This window comes from Candidatus Symbiobacter mobilis CR (assembly GCF_000477435.1).
GTDB lineage: Bacteria > Pseudomonadota > Gammaproteobacteria > Burkholderiales > Burkholderiaceae_C > Rhodoferax > Rhodoferax mobilis.
The window spans coordinates 2,325,261-2,346,622 of sequence record NC_022576.1 but is presented as its reverse complement, the minus strand read 5'-3'; the positions used below and the strand labels follow the sequence as shown (position 1 = coordinate 2,346,622).

Genomic DNA, 21,362 nt, shown 5'->3' with positions numbered 1-21,362 from the left:
ATGCATCGAGACTGCGCAGCCCATGACAGCCACGTTGATCACGTTGATCACGCTAATCACACCAATCACGGCAATCGCTACGACCTCTACGCCATCGGCAATGCGCTCGTCGATGCCGAGTACGAGGTATCCGAAGAGCAATTGCGCGATGCTGGCGTCGGCAAAGGGCAGATGGCGCTCATTGATGCAAACCGCTTGGCGCAATTGCAGGCATTGCTGCAAGGCGTAGCCGGGCATTGCGCGGGGGGCGGTTCGGCGGCCAATACCGTCGTGGCCTTCACCCAGCTTGGCGGGCGGTCGTTCTATTCCTGTTGCGTGGCCGACGACGACTTGGGCGACTTTTACCTCAACGACTTGCGTGCCCATGGCGTGGATGGCAACCTGGCCCGTGCGCCCCAGGGGCAGACCGGCAATTGCCTGGTACTCATCACCCCCGATGCCGAGCGCAGCATGAGCACCTTTCTCGGCGTGTCCGCGCAGATCGACCGCAACGCGCTGCACCCCGAAGCCTTGGCCCGTTCTGGCATCTACTACATGGAAGGGTACCTGGCATCTTCCCCCAGCGCGCTCGACGCCGTGCTGGCTGGGCGTGCACTGGCACGGGAACATGGCGTGGATTTGGCCTTGACGCTCAGCGACGTCAGCATGATCCGCTACTGCCGCGAAGGGCTGGATGCCATGGTGGGCAATGCAGATACGGGAGCGCTGCGCTACCTGTTCTGCAACGAAGCCGAAGCCCGCGCCTGGTGCGATGGCGAAGACTTGTCCGCAGCCTGCACCCGGCTTGCCCGGTGTGCGCAGACCGTGTGCATTACCCGCGCCGCGCAAGGGTGCATCGTCGTCGAAGGCGACCGGCGCACCGAAGTGCCTGCGCCGAAGGTACGCGCCATCGACACCAACGGGGCGGGGGACATGTTTGCGGGGGTTTTTCTGTATGCAGTGACCCACGGCCGCAACACCACGCAAGCCGCAGCCCTGGCCAACGCCTGCGCAACCCGGGTGGTGGCGCAATACGGAACCCGGCTGCAGCGGGAGACGTTGCTGGCCGTGTGTGCTGACGTGGAGCGCTCTCTATCGGTATAAACGCCGAGTATGAATGCCGACCCCGATCCTTACCAGCATCCCTACACGTTGGGGAAGATTCTTGGCGCGCTGTTTTGCTGCACTATGGCAGCGATTGCCACCAAAACAGAACATGCCGGCACGTGGAATGCCGTAGGGATCGTTGCCATCGCTACGTGGGCGGGGTGGGTGATCGGTGGTTATATCCACCGTGGCTGTGATACAGGTGACTGGGGCGACTGCGGTGATTGGGACATTGGCGATGGCGGGGATGGTGGAGACGGCGGTGGAGGAGACGGTGGTGGCGGGGATTGATCCCTATCCCTACCCCGTTATGCCCGCCCCCGACATCCGAATACGGTCTGCACCGTCGCGCCGACGATCACCAGAGCCAGATACGTCGCCATTTTTCCATCGCGCCCCAACACCAGCAGGCCCATAACAAGTACAGCGCTGCCCAGCAGCAGGTGCGTCCCTACTTGCCGCTTCCATGCCTGCCCGTTCCAAGCAGCACGTGCGGCCCCTCCCAGCAGGGCAGCGATAGTGGGGAACGCCAGCGCCATCCACAAGGCAGGTGCCAGGAAGTTCGCCAGATGCAAGATAGTGGAATACAGCCCCATGCAATCGCCTACATTGCTCTGTTTCGCCAAAAACCCAAAATTTTAGAATCTGACTATGGCGACCACGGCGGTATGGGCAGTAGGCATCAATCACACAACGGCGCCGCTAGCGGTGCGCAGCCGCTTTGCGTGGGCGCTGGAGCAAGTGCCCCTCGCCTTGCAGGACTTGCGTACTGCCCTGCCCGGCCAGTGTGAAGCCGCGCTGGTTTCGACCTGCAACAGGGTGGAAATCTACGGCGCCGACGACGGTGCCTACGCCGAGCCAGCCCTGGCATGGCTGGCCGACCACGGTGGCATGGCCCCGGACACGCTCCGCACCCACGCCTACACCTTGCGCGATCGGTTGGCGGTGCGCCATGCCTTTCGCGTGGCCAGCGGGCTGGATTCGATGGTGCTGGGGGAGCCGCAGATCCTCGGCCAGCTCAAAAAAGCCGTTCGCGCCGCCCGCAGCGTAGGGACGATCGGCTCGACGCTAGGCCACCTTTTCGAGCGCTCCTTCGCTGTAGCCAAGCAGGTGCGCAGTTCCACCGGCATCGGTGAACGTTCGATCAGCATGGCCGCTGCGGCGGTGCGCATGGCCGAAACCTGCCTGGGCGACTTGCAGCGCACGCGCATCCTGTTCATCGGCGCCGGGGACATGATCGAGCTGTGCGCCACCCACTTTGCCGCACGCCGCCCCAACAGCATGGCTGTGGCGAACCGCACCGTCTCTCGCGGGGAAGAGCTGGCCCGCCGCCATGACGCAGACGTGATGCGCCTGGCTGACTTGCCCGAGCGCCTGCACGAATTCGACATCGTGGTGAGCTGCACCGCCAGCACCCTGCCCATCATCGGACTAGGCGCCATGCAGCGATGTCTACACCGGCGCACGGCACCGATGTTTCTGCTCGACCTAGCCGTTCCCCGCGACATTGAACCTGAAGTGGCTGCCTTGCCCGGTGTCACGCTCTGTTCGGTCGACGACCTCGGCGCGGTGGTGCGCAGCGCTTGTTCCCACCGCCAGGCAGCGTTGGAGCAGGCAGAAGCGATCGTCGATGCCGCAGTGCAAGGGTTCCTGCATTGGGTCGACCAGCGTGGCGCGGTTCCCTTCATCCAGCAGGTCAATGCGCAGTCTGACGCCTGGCGCGACCAGGAATTGGCCCATGCACGCAAGCTGCTTGCGCGTGGCGTTCCCGTAGAGGATGCACTTGCCACGCTGACCCACCGGCTCAGCCGCAAGATGCTCCACGGCGTGCGTTCCGAGCTTCGTAGCGGCGACGCTGCCTCGCGCGAGCGCGCCGCAGCCGCTGCCTTGCAATTCTTTCTGCGCAAGACGCGCTAAGCGTGCGCTGCACGCGCCGCGCCCCCAACGATGAAACTTTTTTTGCGCCACCGGCTTGCCCGCTACGTCGATCGACTCGGCGAACTCGAATTCCTGCTTTCCCGCCCCGACATCATGGCCGACATGGGGCAGTTCCTTGCGCTCTCGCGGGAGCACAACGACGTCGCAGCGGTGGCGCAGCGGTACCAACGCTATCTACAGCGCGAAAAAGACCGCGACGATGCGCAAACCCTGTGCGCTGATGCAGGCAGCGACGAAGACATGGCCACGCTGGCCCGTGAAGAAATGGCGGCTGCGCAGGCGGAGCTGGACGAATTGGAAGGGGAGCTGCTGCGCATGCTCCTGCCCCGCGACCCCGACGATGCCCGCCCGGCCTTGCTGGAAATTCGCGCCGGAACGGGTGGGGATGAATCGGCACTGTTCGCGGCAGATTTGCTGCGCATGTACCTGCGCTACTGTGACCGCCGGGGGTGGAAACCCACCGTCGTGAGCGAATCGGCCAGCGAGCTTGGCGGGTACAAGGAAGTCGTCGTCCGCATCGAAAGCCGGGACGCTGCCACCCCAGGGGTTCCGGGGGCCACGGGTGTATTCGGTACGCTCAAGTTCGAATCCGGCGGGCACCGCGTGCAGCGGGTTCCCGTCACCGAAGCGCAAGGGCGCATCCACACCAGCGCATGTACCGTCGCCGTGATGGCCGAGCCGGACGAGGAACAGGCCATTGCGCTGCTCCCTTCGGACTTGCGCATCGACACCTACCGCTCCAGCGGCGCTGGCGGGCAGCACATCAACAAGACCGATTCCGCAGTGCGCATCACCCACCTGCCGACAGGCATCGTCGCCGAATGCCAGGACGGGCGCAGCCAGCACAGCAACAAGGCGCAGGCATTGCGCGTGCTGGTGGCGCGCATCCAGGACAAAGAACGTGCGCAGCGTGCGGCCAAGGAATCCGCGCACCGCAAAAGCCTCATCGGCAGCGGGGATCGCAGCGACCGCATCCGCACCTACAACTTCCCCCAGGGCCGACTGACCGACCACCGCATCAACCTGACGCTCTACAAACTCGGCGACATCCTCGACGGCGACCTTGACGACGTGGTCTCGGCACTGCATGCCTTCGAGGCAAACAACGCTCTGGCCGAGCTGGAACTGGCTGGCGCAGCGTAAAGGGCGCGATGCTGCCCGGCACCAATACCAATACCGTCACTGTTGCCCAGGCTTTACGCCATCTCGCCTTGCAAGGCGTGGACAGGCTGGACGCGCAACGGCTGCTGGGTTCTGTGCTGGGCTGTGAAGACCGTGGCTGGCTGCTGGCCCATGGTGAAGCTGTTGTATCGGCCCAATCCGCCCGACAGTTGCAGACCTTGCTCACCCGCTACCAAGCTGGGGAGCCAATGGGATACCTGCTTGGCGCGCAGGAGTTCCATGGCCTGCTGCTGCACGTCGATGCGCGCGTGCTCGTCCCCCGGCCCGATACGGAAACGCTGGTCGATTGGGCGCTGAAAGTGCTGCCGCCTGCGCCCGAGCAACCCCTGCGCGTGCTCGACCTTGGAACCGGCAGCGGCGCCATCGCCTTGGCCTTGCAAGCCCGCCGCCCGCAATGGCAGGTTTGTGCCACCGATGCCAGTGAAGATGCGCTCGACGTGGCACGATCCAACGCCCATCGCTTAGGGCTGACCATCGACTGGTTTGCGGGCGACTGGTTTGCGGCCCTACCACCCGGTGCGGCACAGCAAGGCTTTGACGCCATCGTCTCCAACCCCCCGTACATTGCCGAGGGCGATGCACACCTCAGCGCCCTGCACCAGGAACCCGCCCTAGCGCTACGCAGCGGCGCAGACGGCCTCGACGCCCTACGCACCATCATTGGCAATGCCCCGACACACCTGCGCCCCGGTGGCTGGCTACTCCTCGAACACGGCTACGACCAAGCCATGGCCGTGCGCAACCTCTTGCAAGCACAGGGCATGGCGATGGTGTCCACCCGCCGGGATTTGGCGGGAATCGAACGATGCAGCGGCGGCAGAGTGGAGTGAGTAGTAGGAGAAGAAGATGTTGACAGCCCCCTGTGTCACAGTAGATGTCCGAAAAAAACGAGACCACCGCACCGCCCGCCCCAGACTCCATCAACCAGCGGTTGACCTGGATAGAACCTGGATGTAGATTGCCATACACAACATTGTTGAATGTTTCCACAACCCAGGGAATTGCCATGTCAACCGTCCATTTCAGCGTGCCAGACGATGTCAAAGAAGCATGCAACGCCACCTTTGCCGAGCCGAACAAGAGTGCCGTCATTGCCGACTTGATGCGCGAGGCCGTGCAGCGCGCCCACGCCCGCCAGCAGCACATCAGCGCCATTGACCGAATCCTGGCCCGCCGCGCTCATGCACCCAACGTCACCGAAGTACAGTTTCAGGCAGCGCGGGAAGAGGGTCGGCGCCAAACCATTGGCCGATCCCAATAGGCCTACTGCATTTTTTGGGTTAGCCACTTGTATAAAGCGGACTTCAGGATATCCAATGCAATGGGCTTCGTCAGAAAATCGTCCATTCCCACAGCTAGGCAATGCTGGCGGTCTTCTTCATACGCATCGGCTGTCAAGGCAATGATGGGAATGCGTGGCCGGGTGTTATCACGCTCCCATTGGCGTATTCGTTTTGTGGCATCGTAGCCATCCATGACCGGCATGTGCAAATCCATCAGAACAAGGTCAGGACAAGCGCCTTGGGTGATGGTGTCCAGGGCTTGCTGGCCGTCGTAGGCTGGCATCACACTGAGGCCCAGTTTTGTCAGCAAGGACTCGATCACCATGCGGTTGACGGTGTTGTCCTCCACCACCAACACGCATCCGGCAAACAGCGCAGGTTCGGTGACGGTGTTGGCTGGCGCCAGAAGTTCCGCACCAGGTTCTGCACCGCTACGTATTCCATTCTTTGCGGCCTGTTTGACCCGTACACGAAACCAAAATCTGGATCCCCTGCCAGCAAGGCTTTCCACCCCCACGTCACCGCCCATCATTTTGGCCAGATGGCGCACGATAGACAAGCCCAGCCCCGAGCCGCCAAACTCTCGCGTGATCGAGTTATCGGTCTGCGAAAACGGCTGAAAAAGCAAATCCATTTTTTCTGGTGGTATGCCTATGCCTGTATCGCTCACCGAAAACTCCAGCCGGGCAGACTCCTCATCATGTTCCATCTCGACGCCTTCGATGCGAACATACCCCTCCCGGGTGAATTTGATGGCATTTCCAACGATGTTGGAAAGCATCTGACGAACACGGTTCGCGTCAGCCAAGTAGTGACTAACGGGCGAGCCTTTCCATTGGTATTCGAGTTGCAACCCCTTGGAATTTGCTGTGCTAGCAAACAACATTTGTATTTCGCGTAGAAGCAAGTCGGGTTGGAAAATAACGCTATCAAGCTGAAATTTCCCTGCCTCGATTTTGGACAAGTCAAGAATGTCGTTGAGCAGTGTCAACAATGTTTGTCCAGATAAGAAAATAGTTCTTGCATACTCGCGATACTCGTCTTCTTTCAGGTTGGGCATTAACAGCAGTTGCGCCATACCCAAAATGCCGTTCATGGGGGTGCGTATCTCATGCGACATCGTGGCCAAAAATCGGCTTTTTGACAGGTTGGCGGCTTCGGCAGCTTCTTTGGCACGGGTGATTTCCAATTCATACGCTTTTTGCCGAGAAATATCACGCAAGAGCAAGCACTCGCGTTCGGCATCCAGGCGCTTTCGCTCGGTAATGTCGGTAAGAATGCCATGCCACAATATGCTGCCGTCCTCCTGCTTTTCAGGCAATGCATGGCCACGCACCCACTTTCGTACACCACTCGTGGTTTGAATCTGGTGTTCATGCGTCCATGGCGATAACATTTCACAGGCATACAGCACAGAGGCCCGGTGCGATTCCCGATCCTCGGCAACAATACAGTTCGTCATCACCTTGTGGTCGCGGTAGACATCCTCTGGCGATACTTCATACAGCTCACAAAGCCGGGCGCTCAAATACAAAAATGTCCAACTGCCATGGGGCGTGACCAAAAGCTGATATACCACACCAGGCACGGAACTGGTGAGTTTGTTGAATTGCTGTACCGTGGTGTCCGAGGCCAGATGTGCTTGCCGGATTTTGTTGAGTTCTACCGCCAATTTGTGTTTTTGCGCCAGCGCTTCAGACACCGAGTGCGTCAGCATGGCGGCGATGCCGGTATCGGCCCGCGACCAAGGGTCGCTGCGTCCGCGCCAGGTTTCTGTCCATATTTCAAAAGATTTGCGGGGCGTGAGCCGGAAATTGCCCGCCGCATTCTGTATCAGTCCGGTTTGGTAGTTTCCCGCCCATTTCACGGTACTCGGCTTTTCTGGACGCAACCAAACGATGGCATTGCGCATTTTTTGGGTCAATGCGGTCGTCAATACACCTGATGCCACATTAGGGTAAGCCAACGCTGCCGTGTACACCTGCCCGAGTTCGTCACAAGAAAAAACCTGACCGGTGGGTTGCAACCCCAGCCATTGGAGCAGTGCGTGCGTCGATGCCGGGTCTGGCACCACACCATACACATGAGATTGGCCTTCCACTATCACAATCATTCCCGTCGCATGCAGCAAATCCATCAAACGCGGCAGCAGGTTCTGCAATACGACCGACTCTTCTTCCATCGCGATAGATTTGACCAAATCGCTCACCATCGTATTGGCCTGATCCAATTTGGCGCGTTGCTCGATAGCTGCGAAACTGGATAACTTGGCCGACACCATGCGACTAATAAAAATCGCCGATTCGCGCATGGCAATGGAGACCCGCTTGGGCGTCAAATGATGGCAAGCCACCAAGCCCCACAATTGACCGTCTTGCATCAAAGAAATCACCATGGAGGCTGCAACACCAATGTTGCGCAGATAAGCCAAATGAATCGGTGACAAACTGCGCAAGGCCGAATAGGTCATATCCAGCGGCTCACCCGTTACGGGATGGAGTGAGGGTAATAAAGGAACCGGCTGCGCATCAATATCCACCACAATGCGAACCAAATTGGTGGAATATAGGCGCCTGGCCTGCGACGGAATATCACTGGCCGGAAAGTGCTGCCCCAGGTAGGAGTGCGCAAATTCGGCTTTATCCTGCGCAATGATCTCACCATCCCATCGGGAATTGAATTGATACACCATGACGCTGTCATACCCCGTAAGCTTGCGCACCAGTTTGGCAAGCTCGTTGAGGTACTGAATCAGATCGGCGTCCGAATCAAAATTCAGCAAGGTTTGCTGAAACTCCAGTTGTAGTTGCGCCAATTGGGCTTCCAGATGCGTGCCTTCATCGCGTTCGAGTTCCAGCACCCACGGACCATTTCCGCTATACAGGTGCGCTTGCAGCCTGGTTTCAGCACCCCCGCTGGTGACGGCCAGCACTGCGGTAGCCGTATTCCTCTTGCTTGCAAGTGCTATCAATGTCTGCACTTGTGATGCGGCCTCTTCACCCAGAACCTCGACGAGGGGGCTGCCCAGTGCATTGCCTGAAGGCAAATCTACAAAATCTGCCAGGTTCTCACTGGCTTGCTGTACACAATGCAAAGGGGCAGCCCCCAGCACCAAAGCAGCGCCATGCGGTTGAATGTTGCCGATCAGGTGGATGCGCTCCTCTGCACATTCACGCAGCGCCTGTTCAAACTCCTCTTTGTTCAATGGGTTCATGATTGACTCGAAAATGAGGCGAAACGGTTATTTTTGATTGGTTGCGGTGGTCCCGATAGTTTGGACAGTCACCGTGCAGGAATACGCTAAAGCTGGTGCTATAGAAATGGCATTGACATTTCCAAAATGTGAAAAGTGTAGCTGTGGAGCTTCTGGGCAGTTGCCCTCACCCCCCGGCCCCTCTCCCGCTGGGCGGGGGAATTTCGTGAAGCCGCTTCGCGACTTTCACGGTAAGCTACGCTGAGCAAGAAGGAGAGCACGCCCATGCATACGACGTATATCCGGGATTACACGCATTCGCTGGGGTTGCAGGCCAGGCAGGCCGCGCACCTCATGGCCCGTTCCTCTACGGCGACCCGCAACGCTGCGCTGCGGCAGCTTGCTGCACTACTGCGCAGCAACGTGGAGATGTTGCAGACAGAAAACGCCAAAGATCTGGAGCGCGCTGCATCCGCCGGGCTGTCCGCGCCGATGATGGATCGGCTGCGGCTGACGCCCCCTATCCTCGAAACTTGCGCACGGGGCTGTGAGCAACTGGCCGAGATGGCCGACATCATCGGCGAGATGCATGGGGTGCGCGTGCAGCCCAGCGGAATTCGCGTCGGCAAGATGCGCGTTCCCATCGGGGTGTTCGCGATGATCTTTGAAAGCCGCCCCAATGTCACGATCGAGGCCGCGAGCCTAAGCATCAAAAGCGCCAATGCCTGCATTCTGCGCGGCGGTTCCGAATCGATCGAATCCAACATCGCGTTGACCAAACTGGTGCAACAAGCGCTACAGCAGTGCGGGCTGCCCCCTGTGGCGGTGCAATTGGTGCAGACCACCGACCGCGCCGTCGTCAGCCAGATCGTGACGATGCCACAGTTCGTCGATCTCGTCGTTCCGCGAGGTGGCAAGGGGCTGATCGAACGGGTCAGCCACGAATCCCGCATCCCCGTGCTCAAACACGTCGACGGGAATTGCCATACGTATATCGACGACCCCTGCAACATCGAACTGGCGCTGAAGGTGACGAACAACGCCAAGATGAACAAACTCAGCGCGTGCAACGCCACGGAAAGCCTGCTGGTGGCGCGTGGTATCGCGGGGGAATTCCTGCCACGGATGGCGGACATCTTTGCGGCCCAAGGCGTGGAAATGCGCTGCGATGCAGAGGCCATGGCACTGCTGCACAAGTGCCAGGAGGCCCGATTCGCGCAATTGGCTACCGACGCCACCGCAGCCGTTGCCGGGGGAGACGCCCCCCCCGCGCACCCCCAACCGCTGCCGCTGACCACTGCCACGGAGACAGACTGGTTCATGGAATACCTGGCGCCGATCATCAGTATCAAGATCGTCACCGGCGTCGAGGAAGCCATCTCGCATATCAATTACTACTCCAGCCACCACACCGATGCGATCCTGACCCGCGACTTTGCCCACGCGCAGCAATTTCTGCGAGAGGTCGATTCGAGCAGCGTAATGGTCAACACCAGCACCCGCTTTGCCGATGGCTTCGAATACGGCCTAGGCGCGGAAATCGGCATCAGTACGGACAAATTCCACGCCCGTGGCCCCGTGGGCGTCGAAGGGCTGACGTCGATGAAGTACGTCGTCCTTGGCGAAGGGGAAGTGCGCGGGGGGTAGCACGGGCGTTCCCATCCGGGGCTGGAGTTTGATAGCGGCTACCGCGCTTCTACGGTACACAGTATTTCGGCAACACCCCCGCGTCGGCAAAGCTGTACACCACGCTGCCCGCGACGATGGCGTGGTCCAGCACGGGGATGCCCAGAGCGCCGAGCGTCTGCACCAGCAACGCGGTCAGACGATGGTCTGCGGGGGAAGGCTCTGCGCTGGCTCCAGGATGGTTGTGCGCCAGGATCACACTGGCGGCGCGGTGGCGAATCGCGGCTTCCACCACATGCCGGGGGTGGACGTGCGCCTCCCGCACCGTACCTTCCCCCACCAATGCGGGGTACAGCACCCGGCAGCGGCTATCCAGACATAGCACATAGAAGACTTCCTCCGGCCGCCCTGCCATCAGCGGGACGAGGTACCGCTCCACGGCATGGGAATCGCTCAGCGCCGGGGATTCCCGCTCGATCCGATCCTGCAAATAGCGCCGGGTCAGCGCGGGGATCAACGCCAGCAAGGCCGCCGCACGCTGGCCTACGCCATCCACGCTCGCCAAATCTTTCGGGTCGGCCTCCAACACGGCGGACAACGAGCCGAACCGATGCAGCAAGGTATGCGCAATCGGGTTGGTATCTGCGCGGGGAATGGCGTGGAACAACAGCAGCTCCAACACCTGGTGGTCGTCAAAGCTGTCGAGTCCATCTTCCAAAAACCGCGCACGCAACCGCTGCCGGTGGCCTTGGTGGATGGATGCGGCGTCAGGGTTTGCGGCCATGGGGCGCTGGGGGCGAGGGGGCGGTGCGTTGGCGTGGGGAACGCGCCAGACGATCGATTTTGCAAGAGGCTTCACCAACACAAAAAAAAGGCCCGGGGCGCGCCCGAGCCGAATCGAAGATGGTGGAGACAGGCGGGATCGAACCGCCGACCTATTGATTGCGAACCAATCGCTCTCCCATCTGAGCTATGCCCCCATTGCTGGAAATTCTACACAGCCCCAATGCCGCAAGACCTGCGCCCATTCCCCCTGCAAGCCGCGCTACGCCGAGCCGCCACGCTACTAGGGAAAACCCCAGGTACCATCAGAGGGGCCACATAGGGTGGCAAGTACGCGAGGATTACACTCCTGCGCGCAACCGGTAAGGCGATGGCGACAAGGCAATGCCGACTGCGGTACTGCAACGTTGCGGGCGCCTTGCCCACGATGGTTTTTTTCACTCTTTCAGGAGCAATTGGCAATGAAACAACAAACGAAGAACTACTCGCTCACGGCATGCGCCCTGGCTGTCTCCGCGCTCCTCAGCGCTTGCGGTGGTGGTGGTGGCGTGGTGGATGATGTGCTGCCGACGGTGGCGATTGCTGCGCCTACGGGGTTGGTAAATGGGAAAGCAGTGTTCACTCTCACGTTTAGTGAAGACGTGGGGGATTCGTTTGTATTGGAAGACGTGACGGTTACCGGCAGCGGCACTGGTGCTGCTACCTTGACACCCAAGGCGGAATCGGATGGGCTTGTGTACGAGTTGTCTGTCCCAGCACCAACAGTGGCATCGGGTCAAACTGCGGACATCAAGGTTTCCGTAGCCGCCGACAAATTCGAGGATTTGGTAGGCAATGCCAACCTCGCCTTGGCAGAGGGAACATTCACTATTGACAAAAAAGCGCCGGTAGCCGATACGACGAATCCGGTGCAGCCTGTGTATGCCAACGGCGTTGCGACGTTTACGCTCAAATTCGACGAACCGGTCAGCCTGAAAGACGCCAACCTGATCACGGTGACCAATGGCACCAAGGGTGCCCTGACACCGAGCACTGGGTCGGCCAGCACGTTCACGCTGGCTGTAACGCCCAGTACAGGTGCCGCGACAGTCACGGTGAATGTGGGTGCCGGAAGCTTCCAGGATGTCCAGGGCAATGCGCTAGGCACAGCGTTCTCGCAGACTGCCACGATCTCCGATCCGACGCCAACTGGCACCAGTTTGTTGCCCAATGACGGGTTGACTGCTTCGGGTTGGCAATTGGGTACGGGTGGTTCTGCTACTGCGGCCAGCGGTGTCGTCACGGTCGTTCTCGGTACAGATTCGGGCAAAGATAGTTCGGGGGCCAATGCCTTGGCTGGTGTCCTCATGTCTACCCAGACTGGCGGCACAGTGCCCACGTTCTCCTTGTCTCCGCAGCAAAAGACCGTGCAATTGCGGATCAAGGCGCCGGGTGCAGCCACGAAGGTGAAGCTGAAGTTCGAGAAAACCGGTACCACCGTTACCGCCGAAGCAGATGCGGTAACGCAAGCCAACAATAACGATTGGCAAACGCTGACCTTTACTTTCGACAAGATCAAGACTACGGCTACAGACGCAGGAAGTGCGCTGACGTCTACGGTGCCATTTGACAAGATCGTTCTGTTCCCCGACGCCGACTTCACCCGCGTGGCCAGGACCATCAATGTCGATGATGTGATCCTTATGCCTGCCAGTACGTCGACGCAAGATCCAAACAGCGTGTTGCCCGATGCTGGGTTGGCTGCTTTGGGTTGGCAATTGGGCACGGGTGGTTCTGCTACTGCGGCCAATGGCGTCGTCACGGTCGTTCTCGCAGCAGATTCCGGCAAAGATGCAACGGGGGCCAATGCCTTGGCCGGTGTGCAGATGTCTACCCAGACTGGCGGTACGGTAGCGCCGTTCTCTTTGTCGCCAACGCAAAAGACCGTGCAATTGCGGATCAAGGCGCCGGGCGCAGCCACAAAGGTGAAGCTAAAGTTTGAAAAATCGGGTGCAACCCCCACCGTTACCGCCGAAGCAGATGCAGAGACTGTAGCAAACAACAACGATTGGCAAACGCTGACCTTCACTTTCGACAAGATCATGACTGGAGGCGTAGAAGGTGCGCTGACGGCTGCAGTGCAATTCGACAAGATCGTTTTGTTCCCCGATGTCAACTACACCCGCGTGGCCAGAACGATCTCCGTCGACGATGTGATCCTCCTGCCTGCTGAGGAGCCTACGAATCCAGGCGAAGGTGAGGTATTGCCCGATGCTGGTTTGCTTGTTGACGCATGGGGTTTAGGGACTAACGGAAAAGCCGAGGTTGTTTCCGATGGAACGACCACAGGCAACAAGGTTATCAAGGTGGACATTGGAACGGGTGCCGAATCCGGTGCCGGTGTGCTGGTATATACCAATGACACGACCAAGACAGTGCCGACGTTTGTGTTGTCCTCTGTGCAGAAATATGCGAAATTGCTAGTCAAAGCACCTGGTGCAGCAACGAAGATTCAATTGAAATTCGAGAATACCGGCTCTACCGTTGTAGCGAAGGCAGAGGCAACCACGAAAGCCAACAATGATGGCTGGCAGGAATTGATTTTCACGTTCGACAAGCTTTATACAAAGAGCACTACAGGTGAAGTGGAAAGCGGTAGCCTGAACGGGGAAACGGCGTTCAACAAGATCGCTATCTTCCCAGACTTTGGCACGACACCTACGGCACGGACGATATATTTTGATACCGTAACGTTGATGGCCAGCAGCACCAAAGCGTTGGTGGACTTTCAGGGGGATGTGGAATTCACCTCGTATGCCAAAGAGGGTGAAACGAAGCCTGAAGTCACGATCCCCGTTTTGGATCCCGCAGGGTCTACAACCAACAAGGTTGCCAAGGTCAAGATCTTTGGGAAGTCTATCAGTTGGGCAGGTGTACTGTTTGGCACATCCAAAGACATTAGTTATACCGTCAACAATAGCCAATCTGTGTTTGGCAGCAGTGGTAGCAAGAAATTGGTATTGCGAGTACGTGGAGAAAATGGTAGCCTTCCCGCTGGTTTCCCAGTGAACTTGAGGGTGGAACAGGCTGGTTACACATACGCGGATAACCGTCGCCTAGAAGCCCAGGCTATCGCACAGCAGGTTACTACTGCAGATGGCTGGCAGACATTGACCTTCGACTTCGATAGTGGGCTGGTATCGGGTTCTCCTGCATTCAATGCAAGTTATGTTTACAACAAAGTGTCTGTATATTTCAATATTGGCAAGGATTCTTTACTAGATTCAATGAAGACTTACAACTTTGACATAGACCATACCTACTATTTTGATGACCTGAGAAGCGTAGAATAATCGATAGACCTTCTTTGACCGGTCGAGGTCTTTGACCCGGTTTCACAATTCGGCCCGCCAGACATTGATTGCCCTGGCAGGCTATTTGTGAACCGGGTTTTTTGATTTTTATGTTTTCTTTTGGATGTCGTTGTGCCTACCACGCTAAATTGCGTGGTTCCGTAGCGACGTGTTGTTTCACACTTTGTTAGCAGGAGTTCCCATGAAATATCGTCTCCTTCCAGTGGCGTCGGCTGCCATGATGTTGGTTGCGTGCGGTGGCAGTGGTTCAGGGTCCGATCCCTCGACGGGTGGGGTAGCGGTCGATGGCTATTTGCAAAATTCGACTGTGCTGTGCGATGCAACTGGAAATTGGCAGCTCGATAGCGATCAAAACGAAACCACGGTTCCGACAAATGCCCAAGGCCAATTCGTCTTTTCCGAAGGGTGCCAACATCCTCTGATGCTGACGGGCGGGAAAAGCACAGATACCCAATTGGACTTTGTGGGCATGATCAAAGCCCCTGCACTATCCAAGGTAATTTCCCCATTGACGACCCTGCTAGTGCATGGCGCTTCGGCGCAGAATTTGCTCACTGCCCTAGAGTTGGATGCCAGCACAGCGCTGACGGACACCGACCCCATGGTGGAAGCGACAGAGGGTGTGCTCAGCCATCCTAATTTGGCGCGCAAGACCCTTGCCGTACAACAAATCTTGCAGAAGGCGACCGAAGTGCTCGCTACTTTGGCAGGAATCAACGATGTAGACAGCAAAAACGCCATCTATGACGCACTGGCGGCTGGGCTTGCGCAGGCAATCCAGGCATCACCCACAACCACCAAGCTATTCAACGGGCAAGATGTGAACCAGGCTGCACTGCGCACAGCACTGGCGAACATGTTCGGGATCAGCACCTTGCCCACTACAGCCAAGAATGCCGTTGCAGGCGTTGGCGGTGCAGCGCCCTTGGCGGCTGTGCTCGCCCCGACATTGGCAAAACAGGCCGACGCCTACATCGACGCAAGCAATCAGACAGCAGGGTTGACGCAAGTCACGATGGCACAACAGACCGATACGCAGCTTGCCAGCAAGGTGCAGGCAGCCAAGAACCAGGGCCACCTTGGCGCTACCACCACCGAAGCAGCCGCAGCCACCTTGGGCGACGAAATCGCAGGTGTGCCCGCCAACACCCCCCTCACGCTGTCGATCACCGACAACGTCGCTGGCACTGCAACCGGCCCCGTGATCTTCACGTTCACCTTCAGCGAAGATGTTTCGGACTTTGCATTGGGCGACATTACCGTGGATGGCGTGCTCGCTTCGAGCGTGGGTACCTTGTCTGGATCAGGCAAGGTATATACCCTGACTGTGTCCCCGGCTGAAAATACCAGTGGGACGATTACCGTCAGGGTGGCGGCAGGCGCTGCGAACAATGCAGCGGGCAAGCCCTGCCCTGCCCAGTCGGATAGTCAGACTTTCGACAGAACGGTCAATGCGCCTGCGCCCACCCTGGAGATTGGCGACAGTGTTTCCACCACCACGGCAACGGGCGCAGTGACGTTTACCTTCACCTTCAACGAAAGCGTCACGGGTTTTGCGAGGGACGACATTACCGTCACCGGGGTGCCCGAAGCGAACGTGGGCGCATTGTCTGGCTCCGGCAGCGTGTACACCCTGGTGGTCACCCCGCCAGCCAATACCAGCGGGACGATCAACATCGGCGTGCGGGAAGGCGCCGCGACCAACGGCGCTGGGAAGACCAGTCCCACCAAAACGACCAGCCAGAACTTCGATACGACCCTGGCTCCCACCTTGAACATCACGGACAGCGTATCCACCACCACGGCAACGGGTGCCGTGACGTTTACCTTCACGTTCAGCGAAAGCGTTACGGGTTTTGCGAGGGACGACATCACCGTCACCGGGGTGCCCGAAGCGAACGTGGGTGCCTTGTCTGGCTCCGGCAGCGTGTACACCCTGGTGGTCACCCCGCCAGCCAATACCAGCGGGACGATCAACGTCAGCGTGCGGGAAGGCGCCGCGACCAATGCAGCCGGCAAATCAAATGCCACCACACAGGTCGCCCCCCAAGCCTTTGATACCCGCATCGTCGTCGATGAAGGAACGGTATTGGCCAATTTCGAAAGCATACAGGGCGGCTCTGGCGGATATAGCGGTGCCCAGGCAAGTTCCCAAGTTGCGCCCACTGGCGGAACGGGCAACGCCCTCCAAATCACCAAGCCTGCAAGCGCCGACATCTGGGGGGGCGCATGGTATCTAGTGCCGTCAAACATCAACAATGGCAAGGTGCCTTTTGCCACCGGCCGTACCGTGATCGCGGCCAAGGTGTATTCCCCCATCGCCGGTTCGACGATCAAGCTCAAGGTTACTGCGGCAGAACGAGATCCGACGCACGTGGAAGTGGAAAGCCTTCCTTTGGCTACAGCCAACGCATGGCAAACTGTGTATTGGGACTTCACAGGGATTGATGTGAGCAAGGCGTTTACGACGCTGTCGATCACCCCTGACCCCAACCGCACGCCGGACGGCAAGGTCTACTACATCGACGACATCCGTCTTGCACCCGCTGGTACTGTCGTGCCCAATCCAACAGCCTACCTGTACATCGGGGCCGACAACATCAATGTGCGCGATGCTGCGACCACCAGAAGCTACACCCTGGCACAGTTTGAATCCACGGGGATCAACGTTCCGTGGCCTGTGTCCGACGACGCTGCGATCCGCTTTGCGTTGGGAGAACAAGGCACGGTGGTTCTCCCCGCCAACCTGACTGTTCATGCCGCAGTCAGCATTGAGCAGGTCGATCCAGTGGGTCATGGGTTGATGAAGGCCTACATCAAGAACGTGCAAGTGACCAAGACGGGTACCAACGTCACTATCACCGTTCCCACCACTGCCGAAGCCAAGGTGTTCGGCACTTCCTGGGATGGGGAAAACCAGGCCATCGTCAACTTTACGAATTCCGTCAAAGGGATCACGAACACGCTGACTACAGCCGCCAGCACGTTGAGCAACGTGGTGTTTGGAGACGTGGTGAATTGGGGCATCAACGGGGTGGGCAGCGACTTTGCCATGTCCGACCTGTACGGAAAATACAAAGTCACCATCGTTCTGCAAGGGCTGCCTTTGCGCAAGGCAGGGGGGGGCACTCTGCCAACCAAGAGCATCGAAGTACCTACCCTGATCCAGGGTGGCACTGCCTCGCTGACTTCGAGCTTTATCGTCACGGGTCCTGCAATAGAGGGAACCATCATCCTCGGCCCCAAAAATTGACCGCCGTTCCTGACACTACGGAAAAAGCGACGTAGTGCGCAACGCAGCGATCTACGGAGAAAAACGTCCCATGCGACTGGGTTACGGCTTTCCCGTGGTCGCGCTGCGTATAACAATCACAGCGGCGATCACAGCGCTGGGCTACGCCACCGCAGCGCATTCCGCCCCCTGGGATGCGCTGCTCCAGGCCACCCCCCCTGCGGACAAAGCCTACTTGGAACTCTCCACCGACCATCTGAACGGTGCATTGGATGTGTTCCGCGTTCGCGAAGACGACCCCGCCAACGCAGGCACCCCCGCCGGGGACTTTCATTCGGTCGCTATCAGCGGCGGGGCCAAGGTGGCCGGGGGGAATTGGCTGTCGGCTTCGCTAGGCAGAAAGTCGTTGCGCAGTGCTTCGGATGCGTACCACTACACGTCGTGGCAGGTTTCGGCGATGCATCCGCTGGAGTGGATCGGCGGGAACGGAACATGGGCGGCGCGCCTGTCCGCATGGGGCAACCACGCCAGCGCTACCGAATCGACAACGGCCATAGTGGTTCCCGGTGCGCGGCTGCGCACGGTGCATATCGACAAACCCGAAGATCGCCAGATTCAGGCAGATGTGGTGGGAAGCTGGAAGGTATGGGCGGGCGCCACCCTGAGCGCACACGTCGGCATCGGCAAAACCAAGCTGTCGTACCAGGGCATGGAAGCCACGACAAAACGCAACGGATGCCTCTACCACGTCACGTTCTGGGGCAATACGATGCTGGCCAACCTGATCCCCCCCTGCAACGTGGGCGGGATCGTGATGGAGCAGCTCTATGACCGAAGCGGGCTGTACGGTGTCGATATCCCGACCGAAATCGCGTGGCGTGGAAATTTCGCGCAGGTGGGGGGCAACGTGCAATGGCAACGCGGCGCATGGACGTTCAACGTCGGCTATCTCTATCACTACATGCGTCGCAATGGGGTCGATGGCATCCTGGCCGGGCGCGGCGCACGCAGTTACCAGCGCAATGAACATCTGCTATTCCAAGCCAGCTACCCAGTGCGGCCAGGGTGGACGGTCTATGGCAGGGCACAAACCACCAGCCACCTGCTGCTCGATGACATCCCCGTCACCTACAACAGCAGCACCGCCAAACGCTTCGGATCCGGCCACGCAACCTTTGGTGTGGGGGTACGGCGGGTATGGTGAAAGGCATCACCCATTCGCCACGCGCCACCCCAGCCCGCCTTCGGGAATCAAGGGGTGCAGCCCTTCGTCCGCTGTGTCGATGCGCTTCGGGGGTTCCCAGGCTACACGGTGCAAGGTCAAGGCGCCCAGGTTGCGGGGGAGTCCATAGAAATCCGCGCCGTGGTGGCTGGCAAAGGCTTCGAGCCGATCCAGCGCACCCGCAGCCTCGAAAGCCGTTACATACAACTCGATGGCCACGGGCGCGGTAAAGCACCCCGCGCAGCCTTGGGCGCATTCCTTGCGGTGAATGGGGTGCGGGGCGCTGTCGGTGCCCAGAAAGAACCGCCGATCCCCTCCCGTCGCCGCAGCCAGCAATGCATCGCGATGCTCGGCCCGCTTGAGGATCGGCAGACAGTAGTAGTGGGGACGCAGCCCCCCCGCCAACAGCGCATTGCGGTGAAAAAGCAGATGGTGCGCGGTGATCGTTGCAGCCAGGCCCTGCGCAACGGACTGCACGTATTGCACTGCCTCCCGCGTGGTGACGTGTTCCATCACAACGCGCAGCGCGGGAAAGTCTTTGCGCAGGGGGTCGAGCACCGTATCCAGAAACACCGATTCGCGGTCAAAGATGTCGACAGCGGGGTCAGTCACTTCACCATGCACGAGCAGGGGAACGCCCAGGCGTTGCATCGCCTCCAGCGCAGGGGCGACGCGGTGCAGCGCAGTCACCCCGGCATCGCTATTCGTCGTCGCCCCAGCGGGGTACAACTTGACGGCTACCACCCCGGCATCCCGCGCGCGGGCAATGTCTGCCGCCGTGGTGCGGTCGGTCAGGTAGATCGTCATTAAGGGGGTGAACGCCACCCCAGCAGGCACTGCGGAGAGGATCCGCTGGCGATACGCCAACGCCTGTTCCGCCGTAGTGATGGGCGGGAGCAGATTGGGCATGACGATGGCCCGCGCAAACTGGCGTGCCGTATAGGGAACCACCGCCGAAAGCATGGCGCCATCGCGCAGATGGACATGCCAGTCGTCGGGTTGCGCGATGGTGATCGAGGGTACTGGGCTACGGGTTGCACACATCGATACCGCCTTGGAAAACCATCGCAATGGCAATTACTCGTCGCTATCCATACCCATAGAACGCTTGCGTGGCTGGGCAGTTTGCGCCAACAGCACGACGGCCATGGCCTCAATCGACTGCCCCTGGCCGACGGGGCCTAGTTTTTCGGCAGTCTTGGCTTTGATGTTGATCTGCTCCTCTTCTACGCCCAGGATGAGCGCAACAGACGAGCGCATCGACGGGATGTACGGAGCCATGCGGGGGGCCTGGGCAATGACCGTGCTATCAAGATTGAGCAGCTCGTACCCAAAAGATCGCACCCACTGCCAGGCACGCGACAACAATACGGCGGAATCCGCGTTGTGGTACCGGGAATCGGTATCGGGGAAATGCGTGCCAATGTCGCGCAGCGCGGCGGCGCCCAGCAAGGCGTCGGTAATCGCGTGCAGCAGGACATCGGCGTCAGAATGACCGTCCAAACCCATGGGATGGGGAATATCCACCCCGCCGAGGATCAATTTGCGGTCAGGCGCCAGTGGATGCACATCCCAGCCTTGGCCGATACGAAAGGAAGCAGGGTTCATGGAGAGGTCAAAGGGCTAGGGGAGGCTGGAGGAGGGACGGAGCAGGTGCGCCCGCGAAGAATCGTCTCGGCAAATGCCAAGTCTTCCGGATACGTGACCTTGAAATTCTGGGTGCTGCCTCGAACGAGCAAAGGCGATTCCCCCATGGCTTCGATCGCCATGGCGTCGTCGGTCACTTCGTCGGGGGAATGGTGCAAAGCGTCAAGCAGCTTGCCGATGCGGAACATTTGCGGGGTCTGCGCCAGCCATTTGTCCTGACGGCGCAGCGTTGCGGCAACCCTGTCTGCACGGCCGTGCTTGAGGGTATCTGGCAACGGCAGGGCAAGAAGCCCACCGACGGGGTCCGACAGGCAGGCGTCAATCAACGTATTGATCGATTCCGGCTGAATCAGGCAACGAGCGGCATCATGCACCATCACCCAGTCTTCTGCGTGCGCTTCCGTGCGCAGCAAATGCTCCAGGCCTTGCGTCACGGTACGCGCTCTGGTGGCTCCCCCACAGGCGGAGAAGGCAAAGCGCGGATGATCAGCGCACCAGGCCTCCAATAAACCAGCGCCAACCGCATCATTGGGGGCCAGCACGACGAGGGTGGATGCCACGCGCTCCACCCCTGCAAAGGCAGCGAGGGTATGGAACACCATGGGTTGTCCGGCCAATGGGTGGAATTGCTTGGGCTGCCCCGCCCCGCAAGGGCCACAACGCAACCCCGCGCCCGCACAAGGAATCAAGGCAAAGATGCGCTGCGTGGCATCGTCTGCATAGGGGATGGTTGCGTGTTTTGGCAGGGGCATAACCATCGATTGTAGGTAGAGGCATGGCAGCAAAACCGGGCTTTGCAGCGCAATGGTCGGAAGGG

General features: G+C 59.5%; 16 protein-coding genes and 1 tRNA gene. 10 read left to right on the top strand and 7 right to left on the bottom strand.

The features are described 5' to 3' along the window. Positions 1-1,083 carry an adenosine kinase gene (locus CENROD_RS09595; RefSeq protein WP_022775320.1) on the top strand — a complete coding sequence of 361 codons (1,083 nt, stop codon included), beginning with the start codon at positions 1-3 and terminating at the stop codon, positions 1,081-1,083. 9 nt (positions 1,084-1,092) lie between these two features. Beyond that, positions 1,093-1,377 (top strand): hypothetical protein, encoded by a 285-nt coding sequence (locus tag CENROD_RS13950; RefSeq protein WP_022775319.1) that lies wholly within the window; start codon positions 1,093-1,095, stop codon positions 1,375-1,377. 17 nt (positions 1,378-1,394) lie between these two features. Here CENROD_RS13950 and CENROD_RS09585 read toward each other — a convergent pair whose 3' ends face one another. Then, the gene (locus tag CENROD_RS09585; protein ID WP_022775315.1) at positions 1,395-1,682 is read right to left on the bottom strand and encodes a hypothetical protein; all 288 of its coding nucleotides are present in this window, start codon (positions 1,680-1,682) and stop codon (positions 1,395-1,397) included. Between the two features lie 55 nt (positions 1,683-1,737). On the opposite strand from CENROD_RS09585, the gene hemA reads away from it, so the two are divergent. The 4 genes from hemA (at position 1,738) to CENROD_RS09565 (ending at position 5,467) form a co-directional block, all read left to right on the top strand. Continuing rightward, positions 1,738-3,003: a glutamyl-tRNA reductase gene (gene hemA / locus CENROD_RS09580; RefSeq protein WP_022775311.1), complete on the top strand. Its 1,266-nt coding sequence runs from the start codon at positions 1,738-1,740 to the stop codon at positions 3,001-3,003. A 30-nt stretch (positions 3,004-3,033) separates the two neighbouring features. After that, positions 3,034-4,167 (top strand): peptide chain release factor 1, encoded by a 1,134-nt coding sequence (gene prfA, locus CENROD_RS09575; RefSeq protein ID WP_022775306.1) that lies wholly within the window; start codon positions 3,034-3,036, stop codon positions 4,165-4,167. 8 nt (positions 4,168-4,175) lie between these two features. Further along, entirely contained in the window at positions 4,176-5,036 is an 861-nt protein-coding gene (gene prmC, locus CENROD_RS09570; RefSeq protein ID WP_022775302.1) for a peptide chain release factor N(5)-glutamine methyltransferase, read from the top strand. Positions 5,037-5,212: 176 nt separating this feature from the next. Beyond that, complete coding sequence (locus CENROD_RS09565; RefSeq protein WP_022775299.1) at positions 5,213-5,467, top strand: hypothetical protein; 255 nt, start codon at positions 5,213-5,215, stop codon at positions 5,465-5,467. A gap of 2 nt (positions 5,468-5,469) precedes the next feature. Here CENROD_RS09565 and CENROD_RS12625 read toward each other — a convergent pair whose 3' ends face one another. Then, entirely contained in the window at positions 5,470-8,703 is a 3,234-nt protein-coding gene (locus CENROD_RS12625; RefSeq protein WP_022775295.1) for an ATP-binding protein, read from the bottom strand. Positions 8,704-8,967: 264 nt separating this feature from the next. Between CENROD_RS12625 and CENROD_RS09555 the strand changes: the two genes are divergently transcribed. After that, positions 8,968-10,329, top strand: a complete 1,362-nt coding sequence (locus CENROD_RS09555; protein ID WP_022775290.1) for a glutamate-5-semialdehyde dehydrogenase — start codon at positions 8,968-8,970, stop codon at positions 10,327-10,329. A gap of 49 nt (positions 10,330-10,378) precedes the next feature. Here CENROD_RS09555 and radC read toward each other — a convergent pair whose 3' ends face one another. Together radC and CENROD_RS09545 are read right to left on the bottom strand one after the other, a co-directional pair. Next, complete coding sequence (radC, locus tag CENROD_RS09550; protein WP_022775286.1) at positions 10,379-11,092, bottom strand: RadC family protein; 714 nt, start codon at positions 11,090-11,092, stop codon at positions 10,379-10,381. Positions 11,093-11,212: 120 nt separating this feature from the next. Further along, positions 11,213-11,288: transfer RNA gene (locus tag CENROD_RS09545), tRNA-Ala, on the bottom strand. A gap of 264 nt (positions 11,289-11,552) precedes the next feature. Here CENROD_RS09545 and CENROD_RS09540 point away from each other — a divergent pair. The 3 genes from CENROD_RS09540 to CENROD_RS09530 all read left to right on the top strand — a co-directional run bounded on the left by CENROD_RS09540 (position 11,553) and on the right by CENROD_RS09530 (position 18,880). Next, positions 11,553-14,423, top strand: a complete 2,871-nt coding sequence (locus CENROD_RS09540) for an Ig-like domain-containing protein (RefSeq protein WP_022775281.1) — start codon at positions 11,553-11,555, stop codon at positions 14,421-14,423. Positions 14,424-14,625: 202 nt separating this feature from the next. Continuing rightward, positions 14,626-17,697, top strand: coding sequence for an Ig-like domain-containing protein (locus CENROD_RS09535; RefSeq protein ID WP_022775278.1), 3,072 nt, complete (start codon positions 14,626-14,628; stop codon positions 17,695-17,697). Positions 17,698-17,767: 70 nt separating this feature from the next. Further along, positions 17,768-18,880, top strand: coding sequence for a hypothetical protein (locus CENROD_RS09530; RefSeq protein ID WP_022775273.1), 1,113 nt, complete (start codon positions 17,768-17,770; stop codon positions 18,878-18,880). A 6-nt stretch (positions 18,881-18,886) separates the two neighbouring features. Here CENROD_RS09530 and pyrC read toward each other — a convergent pair whose 3' ends face one another. From pyrC to ispD, 3 genes are read right to left on the bottom strand one after another with little or no spacing between them, the layout of a single operon-like run. Beyond that, entirely contained in the window at positions 18,887-19,942 is a 1,056-nt protein-coding gene (gene pyrC, locus CENROD_RS09525) for a dihydroorotase (protein ID WP_022775270.1), read from the bottom strand. Between the two features lie 33 nt (positions 19,943-19,975). Then, positions 19,976-20,506, bottom strand: coding sequence for a 2-C-methyl-D-erythritol 2,4-cyclodiphosphate synthase (gene ispF, locus CENROD_RS09520; RefSeq protein ID WP_022775269.1), 531 nt, complete (start codon positions 20,504-20,506; stop codon positions 19,976-19,978). Beyond that, a complete protein-coding gene (gene ispD, locus CENROD_RS09515; RefSeq protein ID WP_238551775.1) occupies positions 20,503-21,303 on the bottom strand; it encodes a 2-C-methyl-D-erythritol 4-phosphate cytidylyltransferase in 801 nt (266 codons plus the stop codon). Before ispD ends, ispF begins: the two co-directional genes overlap by 4 nt. Positions 21,304-21,362: the final 59 nt, after the last annotated feature.

What these genes read in the sequence shown, in the direction of transcription:
- CENROD_RS09540 (WP_022775281.1), top strand. Translation starts at nt 11,553, where the DNA reads ATGAAACAACAAACGAAGAACTACTCGCTCACGGCATGCGCCCTGGCT.
- CENROD_RS12625 (WP_022775295.1), bottom strand. Translation starts at nt 8,703, where the DNA reads ATGAACCCATTGAACAAAGAGGAGTTTGAACAGGCGCTGCGTGAATGT.
- CENROD_RS09535 (WP_022775278.1), top strand. Translation starts at nt 14,626, where the DNA reads ATGAAATATCGTCTCCTTCCAGTGGCGTCGGCTGCCATGATGTTGGTT.
- prfA (WP_022775306.1), top strand. Translation starts at nt 3,034, where the DNA reads ATGAAACTTTTTTTGCGCCACCGGCTTGCCCGCTACGTCGATCGACTC.
- ispD (WP_238551775.1), bottom strand. Translation starts at nt 21,303, where the DNA reads ATGGTTATGCCCCTGCCAAAACACGCAACCATCCCCTATGCAGACGAT.
- radC (WP_022775286.1), bottom strand. Translation starts at nt 11,092, where the DNA reads ATGGCCGCAAACCCTGACGCCGCATCCATCCACCAAGGCCACCGGCAG.
- pyrC (WP_022775270.1), bottom strand. Translation starts at nt 19,942, where the DNA reads ATGTGTGCAACCCGTAGCCCAGTACCCTCGATCACCATCGCGCAACCC.
- CENROD_RS09530 (WP_022775273.1), top strand. Translation starts at nt 17,768, where the DNA reads ATGCGACTGGGTTACGGCTTTCCCGTGGTCGCGCTGCGTATAACAATC.
- CENROD_RS09595 (WP_022775320.1), top strand. Translation starts at nt 1, where the DNA reads ATGCATCGAGACTGCGCAGCCCATGACAGCCACGTTGATCACGTTGAT.
- hemA (WP_022775311.1), top strand. Translation starts at nt 1,738, where the DNA reads ATGGCGACCACGGCGGTATGGGCAGTAGGCATCAATCACACAACGGCG.
- CENROD_RS09555 (WP_022775290.1), top strand. Translation starts at nt 8,968, where the DNA reads ATGCATACGACGTATATCCGGGATTACACGCATTCGCTGGGGTTGCAG.
- CENROD_RS13950 (WP_022775319.1), top strand. Translation starts at nt 1,093, where the DNA reads ATGAATGCCGACCCCGATCCTTACCAGCATCCCTACACGTTGGGGAAG.
- CENROD_RS09585 (WP_022775315.1), bottom strand. Translation starts at nt 1,682, where the DNA reads ATGGGGCTGTATTCCACTATCTTGCATCTGGCGAACTTCCTGGCACCT.
- ispF (WP_022775269.1), bottom strand. Translation starts at nt 20,506, where the DNA reads ATGAACCCTGCTTCCTTTCGTATCGGCCAAGGCTGGGATGTGCATCCA.
- prmC (WP_022775302.1), top strand. Translation starts at nt 4,176, where the DNA reads ATGCTGCCCGGCACCAATACCAATACCGTCACTGTTGCCCAGGCTTTA.
- CENROD_RS09565 (WP_022775299.1), top strand. Translation starts at nt 5,213, where the DNA reads ATGTCAACCGTCCATTTCAGCGTGCCAGACGATGTCAAAGAAGCATGC.